Below are 19,129 nucleotides of genomic sequence, written 5' to 3' on the forward strand. Positions count from 1 at the left end.
AGGTCCGCATGTCGCACGTACGTGGCGAAGCCGCCGTTCTCGTCGAACCCGGGCGCCTGGAGGTGGCGGAGGTCGCCTTCCGGGAGCCGGCCGAGGGCGAGGTCCTCGTCCGCAACACCGTGGCCGCCATCTGCGGCAGCGATGTGCACCGGGTGCGCGCCGAGTCCCCCTTCTTCCGGGACATGCGCGACCACCCCTATCCCTGCCCGGCCGGCTACCCGGGGCACGAGGGCGTCGGAGAGGTCGTCGAGAGCCGGTCGGCCCTCTTCTCGCCGGGCGACCTGGTGCTCACCGTGCCCAACCACGCCTACATGGCGTCGTTCGCCCGCTACCAGACGATCGCCGACCGGTTCCTGCTGCCGGTGAAGGGCACCGGGGCGCCGACCGTCCAGCTGATGGCGCAGCAGCTCGGGACGGTCGTCTTCGCGCTGAACCGGTTCTGGCCGGAGCCCGTGCCGGAGGGGTCGACGGCCGCCGTGGTCGGCGTCGGCTCGGCGGGACTGCTGTTCCAGCAGCTGCTCAAGCACCGCGGCTTCGAGAAGGTCGTCGCGGTCGACCTGGAGCCGGGGCGGCTGGCGGTGGCCCGTTCCCTCGGCGCGGACGCGACCGTGCACGTGCCCGGGCAGAGCGCCGAGGAGGTCGTCATGGAGGCGACCGGCGGCAAGGGCGCCGACCTGGTCGTCGAGGCGGCGGGCACCGACGGGGCGCGCGAGCACGCGATGCGGATGGTCGGGCAGCACGGCCGGCTGGGCTTCTTCGGCATGCCCGAGGACTACGACATGCGGATCCCGTACGCCCATCTCTTCGTCCGCCAGGCGCAGTTGATCACCGCGGTCGGCGGCGCCCAACTGGAACCGGGGCTTCCTTCCTTCCGGACCGCGCTGGAGCTGATCGGGGACGGCTCGATCCGGGTCGACGACCACATCACCCACACCTTCGACATCAAGAACATCGCCGACGCCTTCGACCTCGCGCACAACCGGCAGGACGACGTCGTCAAGATCGCGCTCACTTTCGGCTGACGGGAGGTCAGGCATGTCCGAACTCACCGCGCATTCGCCCCCGGTCGCCGTCATCGGTGTCGGCGGCCGTTTCGCCGACGCGCCCGACGTCGGGGCGTTCTGGGACAACCTCGTGGCGGGCCGGGACTGCTTCCGGCGGGAGCCGGTCCCGGTCGTGGAGGACCTGGGCGAGGACCGGCTGCGGGTCCACTCGTGGGGGATCGCCCCGCACCGGGACGCCTACGACCACGCACTCGTCGGCGTCGAGGGCCTGGACCCGCAGCACGGCATCCTCCAGGAGTCGCTGTGGCAGGCGGCCGAGGACGCCGGGGTCAGGCTGTCGGCGATCGCCGACCGGACCGCCGTCTACGCCGGCTGCGCCCGCACCAAGCATGTGCCGCGGGCCGCCTTCGACGACGTGGTGCACGTCGACCCGACGTTCGCCGGGCCCTACTTCTCCTATCTCCAGGACCTGTGGGGCGAGTCGCTGATGCTGGACTCGGCGTGCGCCACCTCTACGGTGGCCGTGCAGCTCGCCTGTCAGAGCCTGCGGGCGCACGCCTGCGACTACGCGCTGGCCGGGGCGGTGGCCATCCAGGAGAACGCGGACGGCTCCTACCTGCGGACCCCGCGCAGCATCTACTCCACCGAGGGCATCGTGCGCCCCTTCGACCGCCGCCACAACGGGGTGGTGCCCGGCGACGGCTCCGGGGCCGTCCTGCTGCGCAGACTGGACGACGCCCTGCGCGACGGCGATCCGGTCTACGCCGTCGTCCGGGGCGGCGCCGTCACCAACGACGGGCGGGCCAAGCCCGGTTTCGTCATCCCGGGCGTCGACGGCAAGGTCCGCGCGGTGCGCCGGGCGCTGGAGGCGGCGGGGCTGACCGGGGCCGACGTCGACTACGTCGAGACGCACGGTGTCGGCATCCCGCTGAACGACCAGATCGAGGCGACCGCGCTGATCGAGGCCCTCGGCACCGACGGGCCGCCGGTGGCGGTCGGCTCGGTGAAGGCCTCCGTCGGCCACTGCGACACCGCCGCCGGCATGGCGGCCCTGATCAAGACGTGCCTCGCGATCGACCGGGGCTTCCTGCCCGCGACCCCGAACACCGAGGTTCCCATCGAGGAGTTCACCGGACGCGGCGAACGCTTCGGCATCCTCCCCGAAGGCCGCCCCTGGCCCACGAACGGCCGCCCGCGCACGGCCGGCCTGATGTCGGCCGGCGTGGGCGGCACCAACGCCTTCCTCGTCCTCGAGGAAGCCCCCGCTCACTGAGCGCCCGTCAGTTTCCGCTTGTATCCGTTCCCCTTACCGAGGAGCACGCATGTCCGTCACCGCCGACCTCTACATCGAGGTCAAGAACTTCTACGCCCGCCAGATGCGCGTCCTGGACGACCTGGACATCGAGCGGTTCACCGCGACCTTCACCGAGGACGGCTCGGTCGCCCACCCCCACCGCGGCGAGAAGGTGGAGGGCCGCGAGGCGATGCGCGCCAAGATGAAGAGCATGCTCCCGATGTACGAGGGGCTGGTCACCCGGCACTGGTTCGACCACTTCCTGATCGAGCAGACCGAGGGCGACGGCCTGCGCGTCACCTACTACTCGCTGGTGACCCAGGCGAACACGCAGGACGAGGTCCACTTCTTCTCCTCCTCCAGCGTCGAGGACCAGATGGTGCGCGAGGACGGCGAACTGCGTATCCGGGAGCGCGTCATCCACCGCGACAACCCCAAGTACGGCCGGGTGATCTGACCCCCTGCCCGCGCATCCGTGAACCGCTGAAGGAGGGCAGAGCAGATGACGGAACAGCCGGCCGGGCAACCGGCCGAGCAGCCCACGGAGTCCTGGGAGCCGCCGCCGGCCGAGTGGAACGACACGGCGCGCCCGTTCGAGGACCGGGTGAGCATGATCGACCTGATCGAGTGGCGCGTCCGGGAGTCCCCCGACGCTCCCGCCGTCCGCCTCGGCGAGGGGGAGTTCAGGACGTACGGGGAACTGTGGGCCGACTCGGGCCTGCTCGCCCGTTTCCTCGCCGGTCACGGGGTGGGCCGGGGCGCGTTCGTCGGCGTCCTGCACGAGAACTCGTGGGACAGCGTGCTGGCGGTCGTCGGTGTGCTGCGCACCGGCGCCGCCTATGTGCCGCTGGACGCGCGCTGGCCGGCCGCCCGGATCGCGGCGCCCGTACGCCAGTCGGGGATCGGCTGGATCGTCACCGGCCACGCGCTCGCGCGGCGTGCGGAGGAGGCCGGGCGGCTCGCGGGCACCGGCGTGCGGCTGGTCTGCACGGATCTGCGGGCCGCGGCCCCGGACCCGCTGGACACGGAGGCGGTGGGCCTGCTGTGGGACGCCGTCGCCGAGGACGAGGACCTCGCCCGGGCCTCGGGCTTCAACCGGAACCCCGGCGACGAGATCTCCGCCGCGCAGATCGACACCTATGTCGCGCACGTGCGCGACCTGGTGCTGTCGGCGACGCCGGAGGTACGGCGGCCGCGGGTCGTCGAGGTGGGCTGCGGGGCCGGTCTGATCGCGGGGGCGCTGCGGGACCGCGTGGCCGGCTACACGGGCGTCGACGTGTCGTCCGTCGCGCTGGAGCGGGCGGGGCGGGAGGCCGGCGAGGAGGCCCGGTTCGTGCGGGCCTCGGCCCACGACCTCGGTCGGGTGGTGACCCCGGCGGGCGCGGACGTCGTCCTGCTCGCGAGCGTGGCCCAGTTCTTCCCCGGGTTCGAGTACCTGCGGTCCGTGCTGCGGGACGCGATGGGCGCGCTGGCGCCGGGCGGGGCGGTGGTCCTCGCCGATCTCGCCGAGCCGGACGAGGGCGCCGACTCCGGTCATCTGCGGGTGCCCGCCGAGTGGTTCGGTTCCCTGGCCGCCCAACTCGGCCTGCCGGTGCGGGCGGAGATCCACCGGCGGGACGGTGACGGCTGGCCGCCCGTCCTGCGGGACCGGTACGACGTCGTCCTGCGCCCGGCGCCGCAGGAGGCGGCCGTCGCGCACACGCCGGTGATCAGCGCCTGGAGCGACGTCGAGGAGGCCCGCGCCCTCCCGCTGCCGGCCGGCCCCGGCGCCGACGACACCGCGTACGTCATCTTCACCTCGGGCTCCACCGGCGTGCCGAAGGGCGTGTCGGTGCGCCACCGCAGTGCCGTCAACGTCATCCAGTGGGTGAACGAGACCTACGCGGTGGGTCCGGACGACTGTCTGCTGTGGGTCACCGCGCTCACCTTCGACCTGTCCGTCTACGACCTGCTCGGCGTGCTCGCGGCGGGCGCCAGTCTGCGCGTGGTCCCCGCCGCCGAACTGTCCGACGGCGAGCGGCTGCTGGACATCATGCTGCGCGAGCCGATCACCTTCTGGGACTCGGCGCCGGCCGCGCTCGGCATGGTGATGTCCTTCGCCGACGAACCGGGCGAGCGGGACCGGACGGGCGAGCCTGACCGGACGGTCCCGGCCGACGGCTCGACCGGGACGGCGGCCGGCGGCCGGGTGCCGAGCCTGCGCCTGGTCTTCCTGAGCGGCGACTGGGTGCCGCTGGCCCTGCCCGGCCGGGTCCGGGCCCGCTTCCCGCGGGCTCACGTCGTGGCGCTGGGCGGCGCGACCGAGGCGACGATCTGGTCCAACCACTTCGACGTCGGCGAGATCGACCCGGCCTGGACGAGCGTCCCGTACGGCAAGCCGATCCAGAACGCCCGCTACTACGTCCTGGACGGCGACCGCAAGCCGTGTCCGATCGGCGTCGAGGGTGATCTCCACATCGCCGGCGTGGTCGTGGCCGACGGGTATGTCGGCGATCCGGAGCTGACGGCCGCGAAGTTCACGGCCGACACGGTGGCCGGTCCGGCGGACGAGTCCATGTACGCCACGGGCGACCGGGCCCGCTGGATGGCCGACGGCAACCTGGAGTTCCGGGGCCGCCGGGACGACCAGGTCAAGGTCCGCGGCTACCGGATCGAACTGGGCGAGGTGCTGGCCGCCCTGCGCCGGGTGCCGGGAGTGGTGGACTGCGCGGTCACCACCCTGCGGGGCGACGACGGCCCGCAGATCGTGGCGGCCGTGGCCGTGGGGGGCGCACAACCGTCCCCGGGCGGCGGGTTCGTCCGCCGCCACCTCGCGGGGAGCCTGCCCAGTTACATGCTTCCGGAGCATGTGCTGGTCCTGCCGGCTCTGCCGGTCGGCCCCACGGGCAAGGTCGACCGGGAGCGGCTGGCCCGCCTGGCCGCCCGCCCCCGGAACCGCCGACGGGTGTGAGAAGCCGCGAGGGGGGGCGAATACCCGGCACGTGCCGGGTATTAGCCCCCCCCGCGGCCGCACGGTCCTAGCCGCGCACGCCCAGCTTCCACACCATTGCGGAGACGGCGTCGCTGTTGACGTCCAGGGCCCGCCTGTCGATGTTGGCGGGGGTGTCGCAGGCCTGGTGGTAGCACTTGTCCATGGCCTCACCGGCGGTGCCGCCCCACTTCGCGGCCTGCTCCGGGGTCTTGATCTCGGCGGATCCGGTGAAGATCCCGCCCACCGCGACCCCCTTGGCCAGGAACGGCTCGTGGTCGCTGCGGCCGTTGAGGGCGGTCGCGGGCTCGGTGGGGATGCCCTTGGCGCTGAAGTACCGGTCGAAGTGCCGGGCGACCTCCGGGCTCTGGTCATAGACGAAGTACCCGGGGTTCGGTGAGCCGATCATGTCGAAGTTCAGATAGGCGGTGATCTTCGACAGTTCGGCCGCCGGCAGGGTGTTCACGTAGTGCGTGGAGCCGATGTAGGTCTCCTCCTCCGTTCCCCAGAAACCGAAACGGAGGTGCTGGGAAGGGGTGACGTTCTTCGCGGAAACCGTCAGCGCGGTCTCCAGGATCGCGGCGACGCTGGAGCCGTTGTCGTTGATTCCGGGGCTCGTCTCCACCGAGTCGAGGTGCGCCCCGACCATGAGGACGTTTCCGCTCCGACCGCCCCGCGGCCAGTCGGCAATCAGATTCCAGCTCTTCTTCCCGCCGAACTCGAATTCCTGGAGCGAGGTGATGAATCCGGCGGCGTCCAGCTTTTTCTTCACATAATCGACGGAGGCCTGATAACCGGCGGTGCCATGGGCCCGGTTTCCGCTGTTCGCATCGGAGATCCGCTGGAGCGCCTCCAGGTGCCGCATCACCCTGGTGACGGAGATGTCCGGCGCCGCACCAGCCTGAGCTGGCTCTTCGGCATGCACACCGGCCGCCGTCAGCAGCAGGACGGACAGAGTGGACGCCGCGACGACGGCCGGACGGGACAGCTTGTGAGGCACAGCTGTTTCCTTTCTCGGTGCGGGCAATTGATCTTCCAGAATGCTTGCACGAAGGCCCCGCCTGAGCCAACAGAATTCAACACACTTCACAAACGGAAGCGGCCGGACGCTCCTTTTCCGCCAGGTCGGCCACAACGGCTTTCTCACCTGAAAACCCACCGGAAATCACCTTCCGGCAGACGACGCCACGCCGAAACAGCGCGTGAATTCCTGGCGCATTTCGCACTGTCGACAATCGGCTCGGCAGACCCGCGGGGACCGCGTCGGCAGAACTCCGGGGACTGCGGGAACCGCGCCCGCGGAATCTCGGGAACCGCGGAGACCACGTCGACAGAACCGCGGGAAGCCGGAACCGCGTCGGCGGAATCTCGGGAACCCGGGACCACACGGGCAGAACCGCGGACCACCACACCGGCAAAGCCATCGGACCGCACAGCACGCCCCGACCGCCGCACTCGCCCCGCCGGACCGGACCGCCGCAGTCCTTCGCGGAACCGGACCGCCTGACTCGTCCGCGGAATCCGACCGCCGCACAAGTTCGCGGAACCCGCCCGCCGGGCACCTCACCGCACCGCGGTGCGGCGCTCGACTCCTCCCGTCCGGTCCCACCCGTCACCCGGGCAACGGATGTTACGCGCCCGAAACCTTGACGATCACATCGCCGGGTGCCACGATTCCGGCGCCGCCATGTTTACGTAAACATCAGCCACCCCGGGACTTCGATGTTTACGCAAACATCGCGTGGCGGCCGCCGCCCAGCCCGCGCGTCCCCCAGCGCCGAGCCGCCTCTCCTGAAAGGGCACGTCATGCGCAACACCCCCACCAGAGCTTCCCGCACCCCCCGCCTGCGCGCCGCCCTCGTCGCGGTCGCCGTCGCCGCCGTCACCGGCACGACCCTGGCCGGGAGCCCGGCCGCCGCCTCCTCCGGCGCCGCGCCCGCCACGGACACGACCCAGTTCAAGGGCGTGAACTGGGCCGACCCGCGCGACAACTTCGCCGACGACCTCCTCCAGCTGTCCGGCCTGTCGACCACGGACACCTACCGGCAGACCTACGCGAAGGCGACCCGGATCATCGCGGCGTTCCGCGCGAACCTCGGCGCCAACACCGTGCGGCTGCCCATCAACCCGTACACGGTCAACGGCGCCTACTGGAAGTCCTACCGCGGAGTCATCGACGCGGCCTCGGACCAGGGCTTCAAGGTCATCGTCTCGTACTGGGAGGGCACGGGCGCGCAGAAGGACGGCTTCATCGACGACACGGCCACGTACTGGCCGATGTGGGACACCGTCGTCAAGGCGTACAAGAACGACAGGCACGTCTACTTCGAGCCGATGAACGAGCCGCACGGCTACACCGACACCGAGTGGGCCGACATCGCGGCCAAGTGGCTGTCGACGTACTCGAAGGTCCCGCGCAACCGGGTGTTCGTCAGCGGTGCCGGCTACAACGACCACGTCACCACGGTCTGCGCCGACCCGCGGCTGAAGGGCACGTACCTCTCGCTGCACCACTACGGGTTCTGGAAGGACTACGCGACCTACGACCAGTGGGTGGCGGACCTGAAGGTGCGCATCGGCGACTGCGCGAACCGGACCGTCGCGGACGAGTTCGGCGCCCCGATGACGACCGGCCTGAACTACAACGTGAAGACGCCGGACGACAACTTCGTCAACTACGTCCAGGCCGTCACCGACACCTTCCGTGAGCTGAAGATGGGCTCGGTGTACTGGCCGGGTCTGCGCACCGACGACACGTACTCGATGCAGACCCTCACCGGCACCACCGCCCGCCCCTGGCTGGCCACCACCAACCAGTCCGGCGCCGATCGCCTCGCCTGGGCGTGGGGCCGCGGCAAGCCCGTCGCGGGCTGAGGCGCTCGAGCGTCCGGACGTGAGCCACCTCGCCTGACCGGTCCCCCGGCAGCGGCCCCCACCGCGCCCGGCCCGTCACGCAACGAGGGGAGCACGACCGGACCCGACCGATCGCCGTCACCGGGCCGGCCGACCTGACGGCCGGCCCGGTGACGGCTTCCCCTGCTACGCCGACGGCTCCGTTCCGGGGCCCGCGTCGACGTAGTCGGCGACGAGAGCGGCGAACTCGTCGGGCGCGGCGAGACGGACGCCGAGACTCTCGGCCTTGGTCCGCTTGGATCCGGCGCCCTCGCCGGCGACGACCAGGCTGGTCTTCTTGGAGACGCTGGAGGAGGAACGGCCCCCGGCGCGCTCGATGAGCTCGTTCATCTGGTTGCGGCTGAGCTTCTCCAGCGCTCCGGTCATCGCGCCGGTGACGACCACGGTCATCCCGGCGAGTGGCCCGGCGTCGGCGACGGCCGGCGCGCTCCCGTCGTCGGTCGCGTCGGTCCCGTCCGCCGTGGCCGGTGCGGGCGGGGTGGCGCCGGGCTCGGTCATGTTCACCCCGGCGGCGACGAGTCGGTCGATGAGCGGGGCCAGTGCGGCGAGTTCGGCGACGATGGACGGGGCCTTCTCGGTGCCGATGCCCTCGACCTGCTGGATCGCTTCGGCGTCGGCGGCGCGCAGCAGGTCCATGGTGGCGAAGTGGCGTGCGATGCGGCGGGACATGGAGCGGCCGGTGCCGCGGACGCCGAGGGCGCACAGGACGCGGGACAGCGGCTGGTTCTTGGCCGCGGCGAGCGCGGCGAGGAGGTTGTCGGTGCTGGTCTCCCCCATCCGTTCCAGGCCGAGGAGCTGGTCGCGGGTGAGGGCGAACAGACCGGCGAGGTCGGTGACCAGGCCGGCTTCGACGAGTTGGACGACCCGGGTGTGGCCGAGGCCTTCGATGTCGAGCTGGTCGCGTCCGGCGGCGTAGGAGAGGGAGGCGACGAGGTGGCAGTCGCGGCCGTTGACACAACGCCAGCGCTGCTCGCCGGTGTCGATGCCCGACCCGCAGCGCGGGCACGCCTCGGGGAAGACGATGGGCTGTTCCTCGCCGGTGCGCAGGTGGGCGACGGGCGCCTCGATCCGGGGGATGACGTCTCCGGCCCGGTGGACCATCACGTGGTCGCCGAGGCGCAGGTCGCGGCGGGTGATGTCGGCCGCGTTGTGGAGGGTGGCGTAGGTGATGGTGGAGCCGTCGATCCGCACGGGTTCGAGGACGGCTCGGGGGGCGATGATGCCGGTGCGGCCCACGTTCCACTCCACCGCCAGCAGCCGGGTGATCTTCTCCACGGCGGGGAGTTTGTAGGCGGTCGCCCAGCGCGGGGCGCGTGAGCCCGACCCGGCGGCCCGCTGGTCGGCGGCGAGGTCGGCCTTGACGACGATCCCGTCGATCCCGAACGGCAGCGAGGCACGCAGCCCGGCGATCTCGGCCACCCGGGCCAGGACCTCCTCCACGGTGCTCACGGTGATGCCGGGCACGGCGGTGGTCGCGGTGGTGTTCACGCCGTAGGCGCCGGCCCGGGTCATGAGGTCGCTGTGCGCGCTCTCCTCCAGCAGCTCGGCCAGCGCCGGTCCCGTGTCGTCCAGGGGCAGCAGGCCGTAGCCGAAGAAGGTCATCGGCACGGTGTACGCGCGGTCCTTCGCGCGCAGGGTGCCCGCCGCCGCGTTGCGCGGGTTGGCGAACGGCGCGCCGCCGTGCGCGGTACGCACCTCGTTCGCGTGCTCGAACTGGGCGGTCGTCATGAGGACTTCGCCGCGCACCTCGACGGTGACCGGCTCGGCCAGCTCGTCCGGCAGGCCCTCGACGGTGCCGATCGCGTGCGAGACGTCCTCCCCGGCCGTCCCGTCACCCCGGGTGATCAGTCGCGTCAGACGGCCGCGGGTGTAGCGGGCCGCGATCGCCAGGCCGTCCAGTTTCGGCTCGACGCTGAACCGGGTGACATCGTGGCCTACGCGCCGGGTGAGCGAGGCGGTCCACGCGGTGAACTCCTCCGCGGAGAACACGTTGTCCAGGCTCAGCATCGCCCTCGTGTGCGGGACGTCGCCCTCGACCGCTCCGCCGGCGACCTTGCCGGTGGGCGAGTCGGGCAGCACCTGCTCCGGGTGCTCGTCCTCCCATGCAGCGATGGCGCGCACCAGCCGGTCGTAGGCGTCGTCGTCCAGCACCGAGGTGCCACCCGCGTAGTAGGCGGCCGACGCCTTCACCGCGTCCTCGATCGCCTGCGCGTAGGCGACGGCGTCCACAATCACTGCATCGGGTGTCGTCATGCCTCACATCCTGCCTGTCACCACTGACAACGCCCCGGACGAGCCCGGTACGAGAGCGAGGGGGTCCGAGCCTGCGGGCGCGGCCGCCCGGCCCGGATACGCCGTTGATCCACCGCCGCCCACGCCATAGGTTCCGGGGCATGACGAACGTGACGAACGTACGGGTCGGTGTCATGTACGACCGCGACTGGGCTCCCGAGGAGTTGCCCGGGTTCGCGCGGCGGGCCGAGGCACTCGGGGTGGACGACCTGTGGGTGGTCGAGGATCTCGGCTGGTACGGCGGGGTGTCGGCGGCCGCCGTCGCGCTGGGGGCGACCGAGCGGCTGCGGGTGGGCATCGGGATCGCACCGGCTCCGTTGCGCAGTCCGGCGCTGCTGGCGATGGAACTGGCCACGCTGGCCCGGGTGTTCCCCGGTCGGCTGGTGGCCGGGATCGGGCACGGGGTGCGGGAGTGGATGGAGTCGGTCGGTGTCGCTCCCCGGTCGCCGCTGGCTCTCCTGGAGGAGACGGTCACCTCCGTGCGCGCGCTGCTGCGCGGTGAGCGGGTCGAGCTGGCGGGCCGCGAAGTGCGTCTGGACGGCGTGCGGCTGGTGCATCCGCCGGTCCAGGTGCCGCCGGTGGTGGCGGGCGTGGTCCGTCCCCGCTCCCTCGAGCTGTCCGGCCGGGTCGCGGACGGCACCCTGATCGCCGAGGGGCACGGCCCCCAGGACCTGGAGAACACCCGGGCCCTCACCGCCAAGGGCGGAGCCGGCCCCGACCACACGCTGACCGTGCTGTCCTTCGCCTGTGTGGGCGACGACCCCGAGCAGGTCGCGCGGATCCTGCACCCGCACACCGAGGGCCACGGCGCCTGGCTGGGCCGTCCGCAGGAGGAGGTGTTCACCGTCTCGGGCACCCCCACGCAGGCCGTCGCCGACATCCACGCCCTGAGGGACTCCGGCGCCGACACCGTCGTCCTGCGCGTCGTCGGCCCGGAACCCCTGCGCCAGCTGGAGGCCGTGCTGACGGCCTTCCGCCGCTGAACGGGTGAACGGGCGGCCCGGACCGGCCACGCGGCGCACGGCCGGAACTCCGGGCCGCCGCCCGGACGTTCCCCTTCGGGTGGCATACGGCGACGGGGCCGTGCGTCCATGAGCGGAACAGCGGGGTGAGGCATGGCGCGCCTACTGGTCATCGGCGGCGGGATCGCCGGCACGGCGGCGGCTCTGGCGCTGGACAAGGCGGGCCAGGAGGTCGCCGTGTACGAGGCGCATCCCGACTCCGCCGAGGACATCGGCGCCTTCCTCACCCTCGCGAGCAACGGCCTGCGGGCTCTGGCGCAGCTCGACGCCACGCCCGCCGTCACCGCGCTCGGTTTCCCGCTCACCACGATGCGTCTGGTGGACGCCGAGGGCAGCGAGGTGGCCCGCGCCCCGCTCGGCGAGGCCGGCGATCCGCGGCTGCGCTACCGGTGCCTGCGCCGCGGCGAACTCAACGCGGCCCTCCAGGCGGAGGCCGCCCGCCGCGGCATCGGTGTGGTCCACGGGGCCCGGCTCGCCTCCGTCGAGAGCGGCGCGGAAGGCGTCACCGCGCACTTCACCGACGGCAGCACGGCGACGGGCGACCTGCTGCTCGGCGCGGACGGCCTGAACTCCACGGTCCGCCGGGTCACCGCCCCCGCCGCACTGCCCCGATACGCGGGACAGCGCGTCTTCTACGGCTACACGCCCCACGTGCCGGCGGCCGGTGCGGACGAGGCCGGGTGCATCACGATGATCCGCGGCAGCGCGGCCGCCTTCGGCCACACGACGTCACCGGACGGGGAGACGTACTGGTTCGCCCGGGTCACCGCCGACGCCCCGCTGACCGCCGACGAGATCGCGCACGCCACCCCTAGCCGATGGCGTGACCTGCTCGTACCCCTGCTGCGCAAGGACCCCACGCCCGCCGCGGACATCGTCGCGGCCACCACGGCCCCGGTCCTGGTCACCAACGCGACCGAGATGCCCAACGGCACGCCCTGGCGCTCCGGCCGGACCCTCCTCATCGGTGACGCGGCCCACGCGGCCTCCCCCGCGACCGGACAGGGCGCCTCCATGGCCCTGGAGGACGCGGTGATCCTCGCCAAGTGCCTGCGCGACGATCCGGACACCGAGTCCGCGCTCTCCCACTACGAGACGCTCCGCCGTCCGCGCGTGGAACACAACACGACCGTCAGCGGCAACATCTCCCGCGGCGTCCACACCCCACCGCCCCGCGCCCCCGGGAACGCGCCCCCGGCCCGGCCCGACGAGGAACTCACCCGCCAGCTGGAGTGGACCGCCGCCCTGCGCTGACGGCACGGAGGGAGCGAACTGCCGCCGCCGCAGCGCAGCCGCCGTGCTCACCGGTGCTCGTGCGCCGCCCCTGCGCCCCCGACAAGGCCCCTCGGCCGCCCCGGGCTCCTCCGCCGCGGCGGGCACCGCGCGTCCGGCGGCACGCCGCGGGCCGGGCAGCCCCGGCTCCGGCCCCGGCCGAGGTGACCATCCCCTCGCTCGGGATCACCGGTTCGTTCAGCCGTCGCGGAGGCGGCTCGCCAGGGCGGCCAGGGTCTGGGCGGTGTCGGTCAGGGACCGGACGGCCGCCTCCAGGTCCTCGGCCAGACGCGGCGCCGGGACGGCGAGGGACGCGGGCGCGGGCGCCGGTGTGGGAACCGGCGTACCGCGATAGCCGATCGGGCCCTCGTTGTACCGCTGGTAGTAACCGGTGAACGCCCGGCCGGTGGGGCCTTCGACGAAGCGGACCCGGGCGAGCTGGGTCTCGTCCGCGCCGGAGTTGGCGGTGATGTCGAGGCGGTAGTGGCGGTAGCCGGAGGCGGGGGCGCGGAGGCGGAACTCCCTGGTCTCGAAGCGGCCGCCGAAGGTCTCCCCGGCGCGGGAGTCCACGCGCGTCCAGGTACGGCCGTCGTGCGAGGCGTCGAGGGTCCAGTCGCGCGGATCGCGATCGGGGCAGTCGTTCGCCGACCTCAGCGTGTAGGAGGTGACGACGGCGGAGTGGGCGAGGGTGAAGTGGAGCCGGGCGGTGTCGTCGTGCACCAGCCACTTGGTCCGGCTGCCGTTCAACAGGTTGTCCGCCGTCTCGCCACCCTCCGCGAACTCGTCGCTCGCCTCGACGTCGGTCACCCGGACGTCGTCGGTACCGGCTTCGGCCGACACGGTCTGGAGCATGGCCACGCCGGAATTGCCCCGCTGATCCCGCCAGGTCACCCGCTCCACGGGGGCCCCGCCGTCGTCCACCAGCAGCCGCAGCTCACGGGAGCTGTGCCAGCCACCGCCGTATCCCTCCTCGGTGCGGAAGCGGTGGAGCCCGGACGCCGACGTCTCCTCGATGCCCTCCGGAAAGACCCAGCCGCCGGTGAGGCGGCCGCGGTACTCGTGGGTCGTGCCGTCGGCGGCGCGGTGGCAGCCGTGGAAGTCGGACATGTTCGACTGGAAGCTGATGGCCGATTCGGCCCCGTCCTCGGCTCGCCAGCCGAGCTGCGCGGGCAGCGAGTGCTCGTCCCGGTCGAGGTGGAACACCAGCCGCGGGGCCTCTTGCCAGGACGCCGACGAGCCGGCGTCGGCGGCGCGGAGTTCCGTGCGGAAGGCGAAGACCGAGTCGCGGGCGGCCCGCGCCGCCAGCGCGCGCTGCGAGGCACCCCGTTCGTCGACGGAGTCCAGGGTGATCCGGTAGAGCCGGAGCATGCTGCGCGCTTCGGGCGACACGCGTATCTCCAGGGTGTTCGTCCCCGGTTTCAGCATGTCGGCCGGCACCGCGAACACGCAGTCCTGCGGGAGGTCTCCGCCGCCGGGCACGGTGAGGCCCTCGGCCAGCGCCTCGCCCTGAAGCAGGACGTCGATCGGCGCGCGGCCCGGAGCGGAGCCGAGCCTGGAGACGAGGGCCGTGACGGTGAGTGTCGCCTCGGGGATGTCCTCGGGGTCCGCCACCTCGAAGTCCAGCGTCACCGTTGCGCCCGCGTTCAGCGCCAGGTGGGATCCGCCGAATCCGGCCCGGTCGTGCCCGACCACGGCGTTGGACAGCCGCACCGGGTCGACGGAGAAGTCGGCGAAGGTGGCCTTCAAACTCATGGCGTTCAGCTCCTGACAGACAGTCAACAATGCGCCCGGTAAAGGCCGGTGACGCGACGAGGGGGACCCTAGCGCCTCCCTCCGACAGTGCCCTGCGCACCGTCACGGCCTCCTGCCCGGCTGCGCCGCTCCCCCTTCACCTCGGTTCGCCGGGTCAACGCGCCGCGTCGCTCTCGGCGCCACTCTCCGTGGCGTTCTCCGCGGCACTCTTCGGTCCGCCCTTCGTGGCAGCCTCCCAGGTCCTCGCCGCGACCCTCCGTGCGAACTCCGCCGGCGACGGCTCGTTCGGCAGCTGCGCGGGCACCGTCGTGCCCTTCTTGCTGCCGGCCCGGTCGGCGAACAGCGCGACCGTCAGGGCGAGTCGGCCGTCGTATCCGGTGGACCACACGGTCCGCCGGGTGATCCCGCCCCCCGCCCCGGCGATGGCGAAACGCTTCCCCTCTGCCGGGTCCGGGGCGACGCCGACGGCGACGGGCGTCGGTCCGGCCCCCGATCTCGCGCCCGCCGTCCGCGCCTGCTTCTCGTCCAGGACCCGCCGCGCGTCGGGACGCGCCCGGTAGACGGTGCGACCCCCCCGGGTGATGCGTGCGACGGTGTACGGAGTGGCGTACCTGCCGTCCGCGGCCACCGTCGCGTACGCCGACGCCAGGTTCAGCGGCGTCGGCGCCGCCGTCCTCAGCAGCTTGCTCAGCGGCTCGCCCGCGCGCCCCGCCTCGCTGAACGGTTCCAGCGCCGTCCCCGCCTCCACCGCCCCGCTCACCGCGTCGTTGAACGACTGCCGCGCGTAGTCCGAGCCCCCGTACAGCAGCCGCACCGCTCCGTCGCCGGGCACCAGGCCCACGATGGCGGTGTGCACCCGCACCCCTTCAGCCCCGGGATGCTCCTGAACCACTTGGGTGGCGCTGTCCTGCAGCGCCAGGTCGAAGGTGGTCGTCACGCTGTAACCGCCGCTCGCGAGGCGGTCCTCGGTGATGCCGAGCCGGTCGGCGGCCTCCTTGGCGGCGACGTCGATCAGGTACTGCCGCTGCCCCTCGGTCTCGCCCGGCGGATAGAACCGGAACGCCGGGAAACGCGCCGCGGTCCGCTGCTTCGCCGTGATGCTCCCACTCGCGGCCATCGCGTCGAGCACCCACTCCCAGCGGTTCTCCAGCTTGGCGGTCACCTCCGGATCGGAGCCCGCCTTCTCGTAGTAGGAGGGGATGTTGAGGATGGACGCCAGCGCGGCGCCCTGGGCGACCGTCAGACTCCTCGCGTCCACACCGAAGTAGTTGCGCGCGGCGGACTGGATCCCGGCGGCGCCCCGCCCGAAGTACACGGTGTCGAGATAGCCCTCGAGGATCTCGTCCTTGGTGCGGGTGCGGTCCAGCTTGATCGCGATGAGCGCCTCCCGCGCCTTGCGGGCCAACGAGTGTTCCGGGCTCAGCAGCGCGTTCTTCACATACTGCTGGGTGATGGTGGAACCGCCCTGCGGGTCGCCGCCCGTCAGCGTGGCCAGCGTGGCCCGCGCGATGGCCCGCGGCGAGATCCCGCTGTCCGTACGGAAGGAACGGTTCTCCGCGGCGATCACCGCGTCCTGCACATGCCGGGGGACCTCGGACAACGGGATGTCCTGCCGGTCGACCGGTCCGCGCCGGCCCAGATAGGCGCCGTCCGAGTCGAGGAACACGGTGCTCTGGCTGACGGTCTCGGGGTGAGGCTTCGGGATGGACGTCAGGCGGTACGCCACGACGGCCGCCGCACACAGCGTCGCGAGCAGCGTGACAAGGGCACAGAACAGCCGGCGGAGCCGCCGACCCCGGTTGCGCCGCAACCGGACCCGCAGCGGCGCGCGCTCCCGGTGCCGGCGCACCGACGGCCTCCCCTTTCCCGGTCGCCGGGCCGTACGCCCCGGTGCGGGCGGCCCGTCCGGCCCCTCCCCGCCCCCGCCGTTCCCGGCCTCGTTCCCGTCCCCGTCCCTTTTCCCGATCACGTTCATATCCGCCACCACTCGCGGTCCGACCGTGCGGCGACCCTGCCCGAGGCGTCGTACACCGTGACGATCCGCTCGTCCCCGCTGACGGAGACGAGTTCCTCGACGTCCTTCGTCGGCAGGGGCGTGCTCGCGTACCAGATGCCCCACCCGGGGCTGCCCGCCAGGACGAGAACTCTCGCGGTGATCGCGCCGCCGTCGCCGGTTCTCACCTCGACACGGCCCGGCTCGCCGCTCAGGCCGTGGAAGAGACCCGACAGGAAGAACCCGCCGTCCACACTGTCCGCCCGGAGGGAGACGCCCGGTTCGCCGAGTGGGCGAACGCTGTCGTGCCCGGGGAGGGGCACCGACCAGTGCCCGCCGTCGGACGTCAGCCACATCCGTACCCCCGCCCCGGCGGTCACCCGCTCGCCCGGCGCGACGACCCGGATCGGGCTCGTGGCCGCACGGCTGCCGTGCCCCGGCCGGGATCCGGACGTCCCGCCCTGCGCACCGCCCGCCCCCAGACGGTCGGCGGCGAGGGGGGCCACGGATGTGAGCAGCGCCGCGCAGGCGGCCGAGGCGACGGCGAGCCGACGCCGTCGCCGGATCCGGCCTCCCGCCTCGAGGTCGGCCAGCGGTACCTCGGACGGGACGATGTCGCGGGCGGCACGCGCGAACACCTCGCGCAGCACCCCCGGTTCGGTTCCGGTCTCCTTCAGACCGCGTCCGGCACGGGCCCGTACCGCCCCCACCGAGCAGCCCAGCAACTGGGCGATCTCCGCGTCCGCGAGCCCCTCCCACACCCGCAGCACCACAACGGCCCGTCGGCGCGCGGCCCACCGTCCGCGCACCCGGCGCAGGTGGTTGCGCACCAGACAGCGCCGCACATGGAAATCCACGTCGTTGCGCGGAACGCGTCGCCACCGCGCGCACATCCGCACCAGCGTTACCCGCGCCAGTTCCTCGGCGGCACCGGGGTCGTCGGTGAGCAGCCGAGCGGTCACGACCAGCCGGGGCCAGCGCCTCCGGGCGTACGCGGCGAAGTCGTGGCCGGCGGGGGGTGCGGAGATCGCCGGAAGTGCGGGAAGTACGTCGGGGGTCGGTGGCACGTGCGCGGTCCTTCGGCTCGGGGACTCGGTCGTGGCCGGACGCGTGGGGCCGTCCGTCCTGGTCGGGCAACGGTTCGGTCGGGCAAGTAGGTTGAGCGGGCAGCGAGCCGACACCGTGAGAGATGAGGGAGCCTGAAACCCGTGTGCGCCGTCTTCCCGGTGGGGTCGCGCCTCGCTGGATGCGACCTACGCGACCTGTACGCACGGCGGAGGTGGCCAGGTTGCAAGGAAAGGGCAGAGATTCCGGTGGGGGCATGACCGAGGACGAGTTCGACGCTTTCTACGCGACCGCGTTCCCCCGGCTGACCGGACAGCTCTACGCCTTCACCGGAGACCACGGCGAGGCCCAGGACGTCGTCCAGGAAGCGTTCGTACGGGCCTGGGACCGGCGACAGCACTTCCTGTCGGACAGCGCTCCCGAGGCGTGGATCCGCACGGTGGCCATGCGGTTGGCGGTGAGCCGCTGGCGGCGCACCAGGCGCTGGCTGGAACTCGTACGGCGCACTCCGCCGCCCGACTCCGTTCCGGGACCGGGCCCCGAGCACACCGCGCTCGTGGCCGCCCTGCGCGAACTGTCCCAGGCTCAGCGGATGGCGATCGTCCTGCACCATTTGTGCGACCTGAGTGTGGAGCAGGTAGCCTCCGAGACCGGCGCGCCCGTAGGGACGGTCAAGGCGAGGCTGTCCAGGGGCCGGGCGGAGCTGGCGAAGCGTCTTGCCGGGGACGAGGCCGACGGGCCGGTCCGGAAGGAGAGCCGCCGTGTCCGATGAACTGTCCGCCGCGCTCCGCGAGTTGGCCGACGCCCGGGCGACCGCTCCGGTCGTCGGCGGCCCCGCGACGCGTGCCCTGGCGATACGCCGCAGGCGCCGCCGTCGTGCCGCCGCGACCCTGGGCGCGGGGACCGCGGCTCTCGCGCTGCTGGGCCTGGCCCTGACCCTGCAACTCGGCGGGGGCCGGGATTACCCGGCCGGGCGCGGAACCTCCGCCGTGACCCCTTCGGGTTCCGCCCCGCTGTCGGCAGCCACCCCGGCGCCCGCCGCCGGCACGCTCGACCTGCCCGGGCGTGACCTCACGTTCGGGGGCCGGACGATGCCGATCCTCTCGACTCTCGACCTCTCGCCCGGGTTCACGAGCACCGCCCCGATGACGGTGGTCGCGAAGCCGGTCCGGATAGCGCTGGCCGTCGACGTGCTCTCCGAAGGCTCCACCGTGGTGAACGTGATGGATGTGGTCGAGTTGCGCGACGGGGAAGGCGGACCCCTCTACGTCGGCGCCTTCACCCCCGACATCAAGGCTTCGGGGGACTACGACGTCAGAGGCGGCGTGATCGCCCTCGGCGCCGAGGACGCACAGTGGTTCTACGCCCGGATCGGCCTCGGCGACACCATCGCGGTGACGGTCGGCACGGCGCCGGCCGCCACCCCTTCCGCCGCCGCCACCGCACCCGGCCACACGGCGTCCCCGCCCGACGAGGCAGACCTCGGGTCCCCCCTCCCCGCCTCGGCGCCCGTCGGGGCAGGAGCGGAGTAGGTCGGTTCGGGGCCTGCACGGC

General features: G+C 72.7%; 14 protein-coding genes. 9 read left to right on the forward strand and 5 right to left on the reverse strand.

Translation table 11 applies throughout. From position 1 onward, the window contains the following. Positions 1-8 precede the first annotated feature (8 nt). From QF030_RS14915 to QF030_RS14930, 4 genes are read left to right on the forward strand one after another with little or no spacing between them, the layout of a single operon-like run. On the forward strand, positions 9-1,022 hold the full coding sequence (locus QF030_RS14915) for a zinc-binding dehydrogenase (RefSeq protein ID WP_307163162.1): 1,014 nt from the start codon (positions 9-11) through the stop codon (positions 1,020-1,022). A gap of 13 nt (positions 1,023-1,035) precedes the next feature. Further along, on the forward strand, positions 1,036-2,277 hold the full coding sequence (locus QF030_RS14920) for a beta-ketoacyl [acyl carrier protein] synthase domain-containing protein (RefSeq protein ID WP_307163163.1): 1,242 nt from the start codon (positions 1,036-1,038) through the stop codon (positions 2,275-2,277). Between the two features lie 49 nt (positions 2,278-2,326). After that, on the forward strand, positions 2,327-2,755 hold the full coding sequence (locus tag QF030_RS14925) for a nuclear transport factor 2 family protein (protein WP_307163164.1): 429 nt from the start codon (positions 2,327-2,329) through the stop codon (positions 2,753-2,755). Positions 2,756-2,800: 45 nt separating this feature from the next. Next, complete coding sequence (locus QF030_RS14930; protein ID WP_307163166.1) at positions 2,801-5,248, forward strand: AMP-binding protein; 2,448 nt, start codon at positions 2,801-2,803, stop codon at positions 5,246-5,248. 67 nt (positions 5,249-5,315) lie between these two features. Here the strand turns inward: QF030_RS14930 and QF030_RS14935 are convergent, their stop codons facing one another. Next, positions 5,316-6,266 (reverse strand): M28 family metallopeptidase, encoded by a 951-nt coding sequence (locus QF030_RS14935; RefSeq protein ID WP_307163167.1) that lies wholly within the window; start codon positions 6,264-6,266, stop codon positions 5,316-5,318. A gap of 806 nt (positions 6,267-7,072) precedes the next feature. Between QF030_RS14935 and QF030_RS14940 the strand changes: the two genes are divergently transcribed. After that, the gene (locus tag QF030_RS14940) at positions 7,073-8,140 is read left to right on the forward strand and encodes a glycoside hydrolase family 5 protein (protein ID WP_307163168.1); all 1,068 of its coding nucleotides are present in this window, start codon (positions 7,073-7,075) and stop codon (positions 8,138-8,140) included. Positions 8,141-8,305: 165 nt separating this feature from the next. Here the strand turns inward: QF030_RS14940 and ligA are convergent, their stop codons facing one another. Beyond that, entirely contained in the window at positions 8,306-10,432 is a 2,127-nt protein-coding gene (ligA, locus tag QF030_RS14945) for an NAD-dependent DNA ligase LigA (protein WP_307163169.1), read from the reverse strand. A 149-nt stretch (positions 10,433-10,581) separates the two neighbouring features. On the opposite strand from ligA, the gene QF030_RS14950 reads away from it, so the two are divergent. Continuing rightward, positions 10,582-11,454: an LLM class flavin-dependent oxidoreductase gene (locus QF030_RS14950; RefSeq protein WP_307167574.1), complete on the forward strand. Its 873-nt coding sequence runs from the start codon at positions 10,582-10,584 to the stop codon at positions 11,452-11,454. 132 nt (positions 11,455-11,586) lie between these two features. Beyond that, positions 11,587-12,747 (forward strand): FAD-dependent oxidoreductase, encoded by a 1,161-nt coding sequence (locus tag QF030_RS14955; protein WP_307163170.1) that lies wholly within the window; start codon positions 11,587-11,589, stop codon positions 12,745-12,747. A gap of 216 nt (positions 12,748-12,963) precedes the next feature. Here the strand turns inward: QF030_RS14955 and QF030_RS14960 are convergent, their stop codons facing one another. From QF030_RS14960 to QF030_RS14970, 3 genes are all read right to left on the reverse strand, one after another. After that, entirely contained in the window at positions 12,964-14,517 is a 1,554-nt protein-coding gene (locus tag QF030_RS14960) for a discoidin domain-containing protein (RefSeq protein WP_307163171.1), read from the reverse strand. A gap of 154 nt (positions 14,518-14,671) precedes the next feature. After that, positions 14,672-16,492 (reverse strand): transglycosylase domain-containing protein, encoded by a 1,821-nt coding sequence (locus QF030_RS14965; protein ID WP_373428762.1) that lies wholly within the window; start codon positions 16,490-16,492, stop codon positions 14,672-14,674. Next, positions 16,489-17,577 (reverse strand): sigma factor-like helix-turn-helix DNA-binding protein, encoded by a 1,089-nt coding sequence (locus QF030_RS14970; protein ID WP_307163173.1) that lies wholly within the window; start codon positions 17,575-17,577, stop codon positions 16,489-16,491. The genes QF030_RS14965 and QF030_RS14970 overlap by 4 nt, the downstream gene beginning before the upstream one ends. 254 nt (positions 17,578-17,831) lie before the next feature. Between QF030_RS14970 and QF030_RS14975 the strand changes: the two genes are divergently transcribed. Further along, positions 17,832-18,347 carry a SigE family RNA polymerase sigma factor gene (locus tag QF030_RS14975; RefSeq protein WP_307163174.1) on the forward strand — a complete coding sequence of 172 codons (516 nt, stop codon included), beginning with the start codon at positions 17,832-17,834 and terminating at the stop codon, positions 18,345-18,347. Next, on the forward strand, positions 18,337-19,107 hold the full coding sequence (locus QF030_RS14980) for a hypothetical protein (protein WP_307163175.1): 771 nt from the start codon (positions 18,337-18,339) through the stop codon (positions 19,105-19,107). The genes QF030_RS14975 and QF030_RS14980 overlap by 11 nt, the downstream gene beginning before the upstream one ends. Positions 19,108-19,129: the final 22 nt, after the last annotated feature.

Origin of the sequence: Streptomyces rishiriensis (assembly GCF_030815485.1) — a bacterium.
GTDB classification, from domain to species: Bacteria; Actinomycetota; Actinomycetes; order Streptomycetales; family Streptomycetaceae; genus Streptomyces; species Streptomyces rishiriensis_A.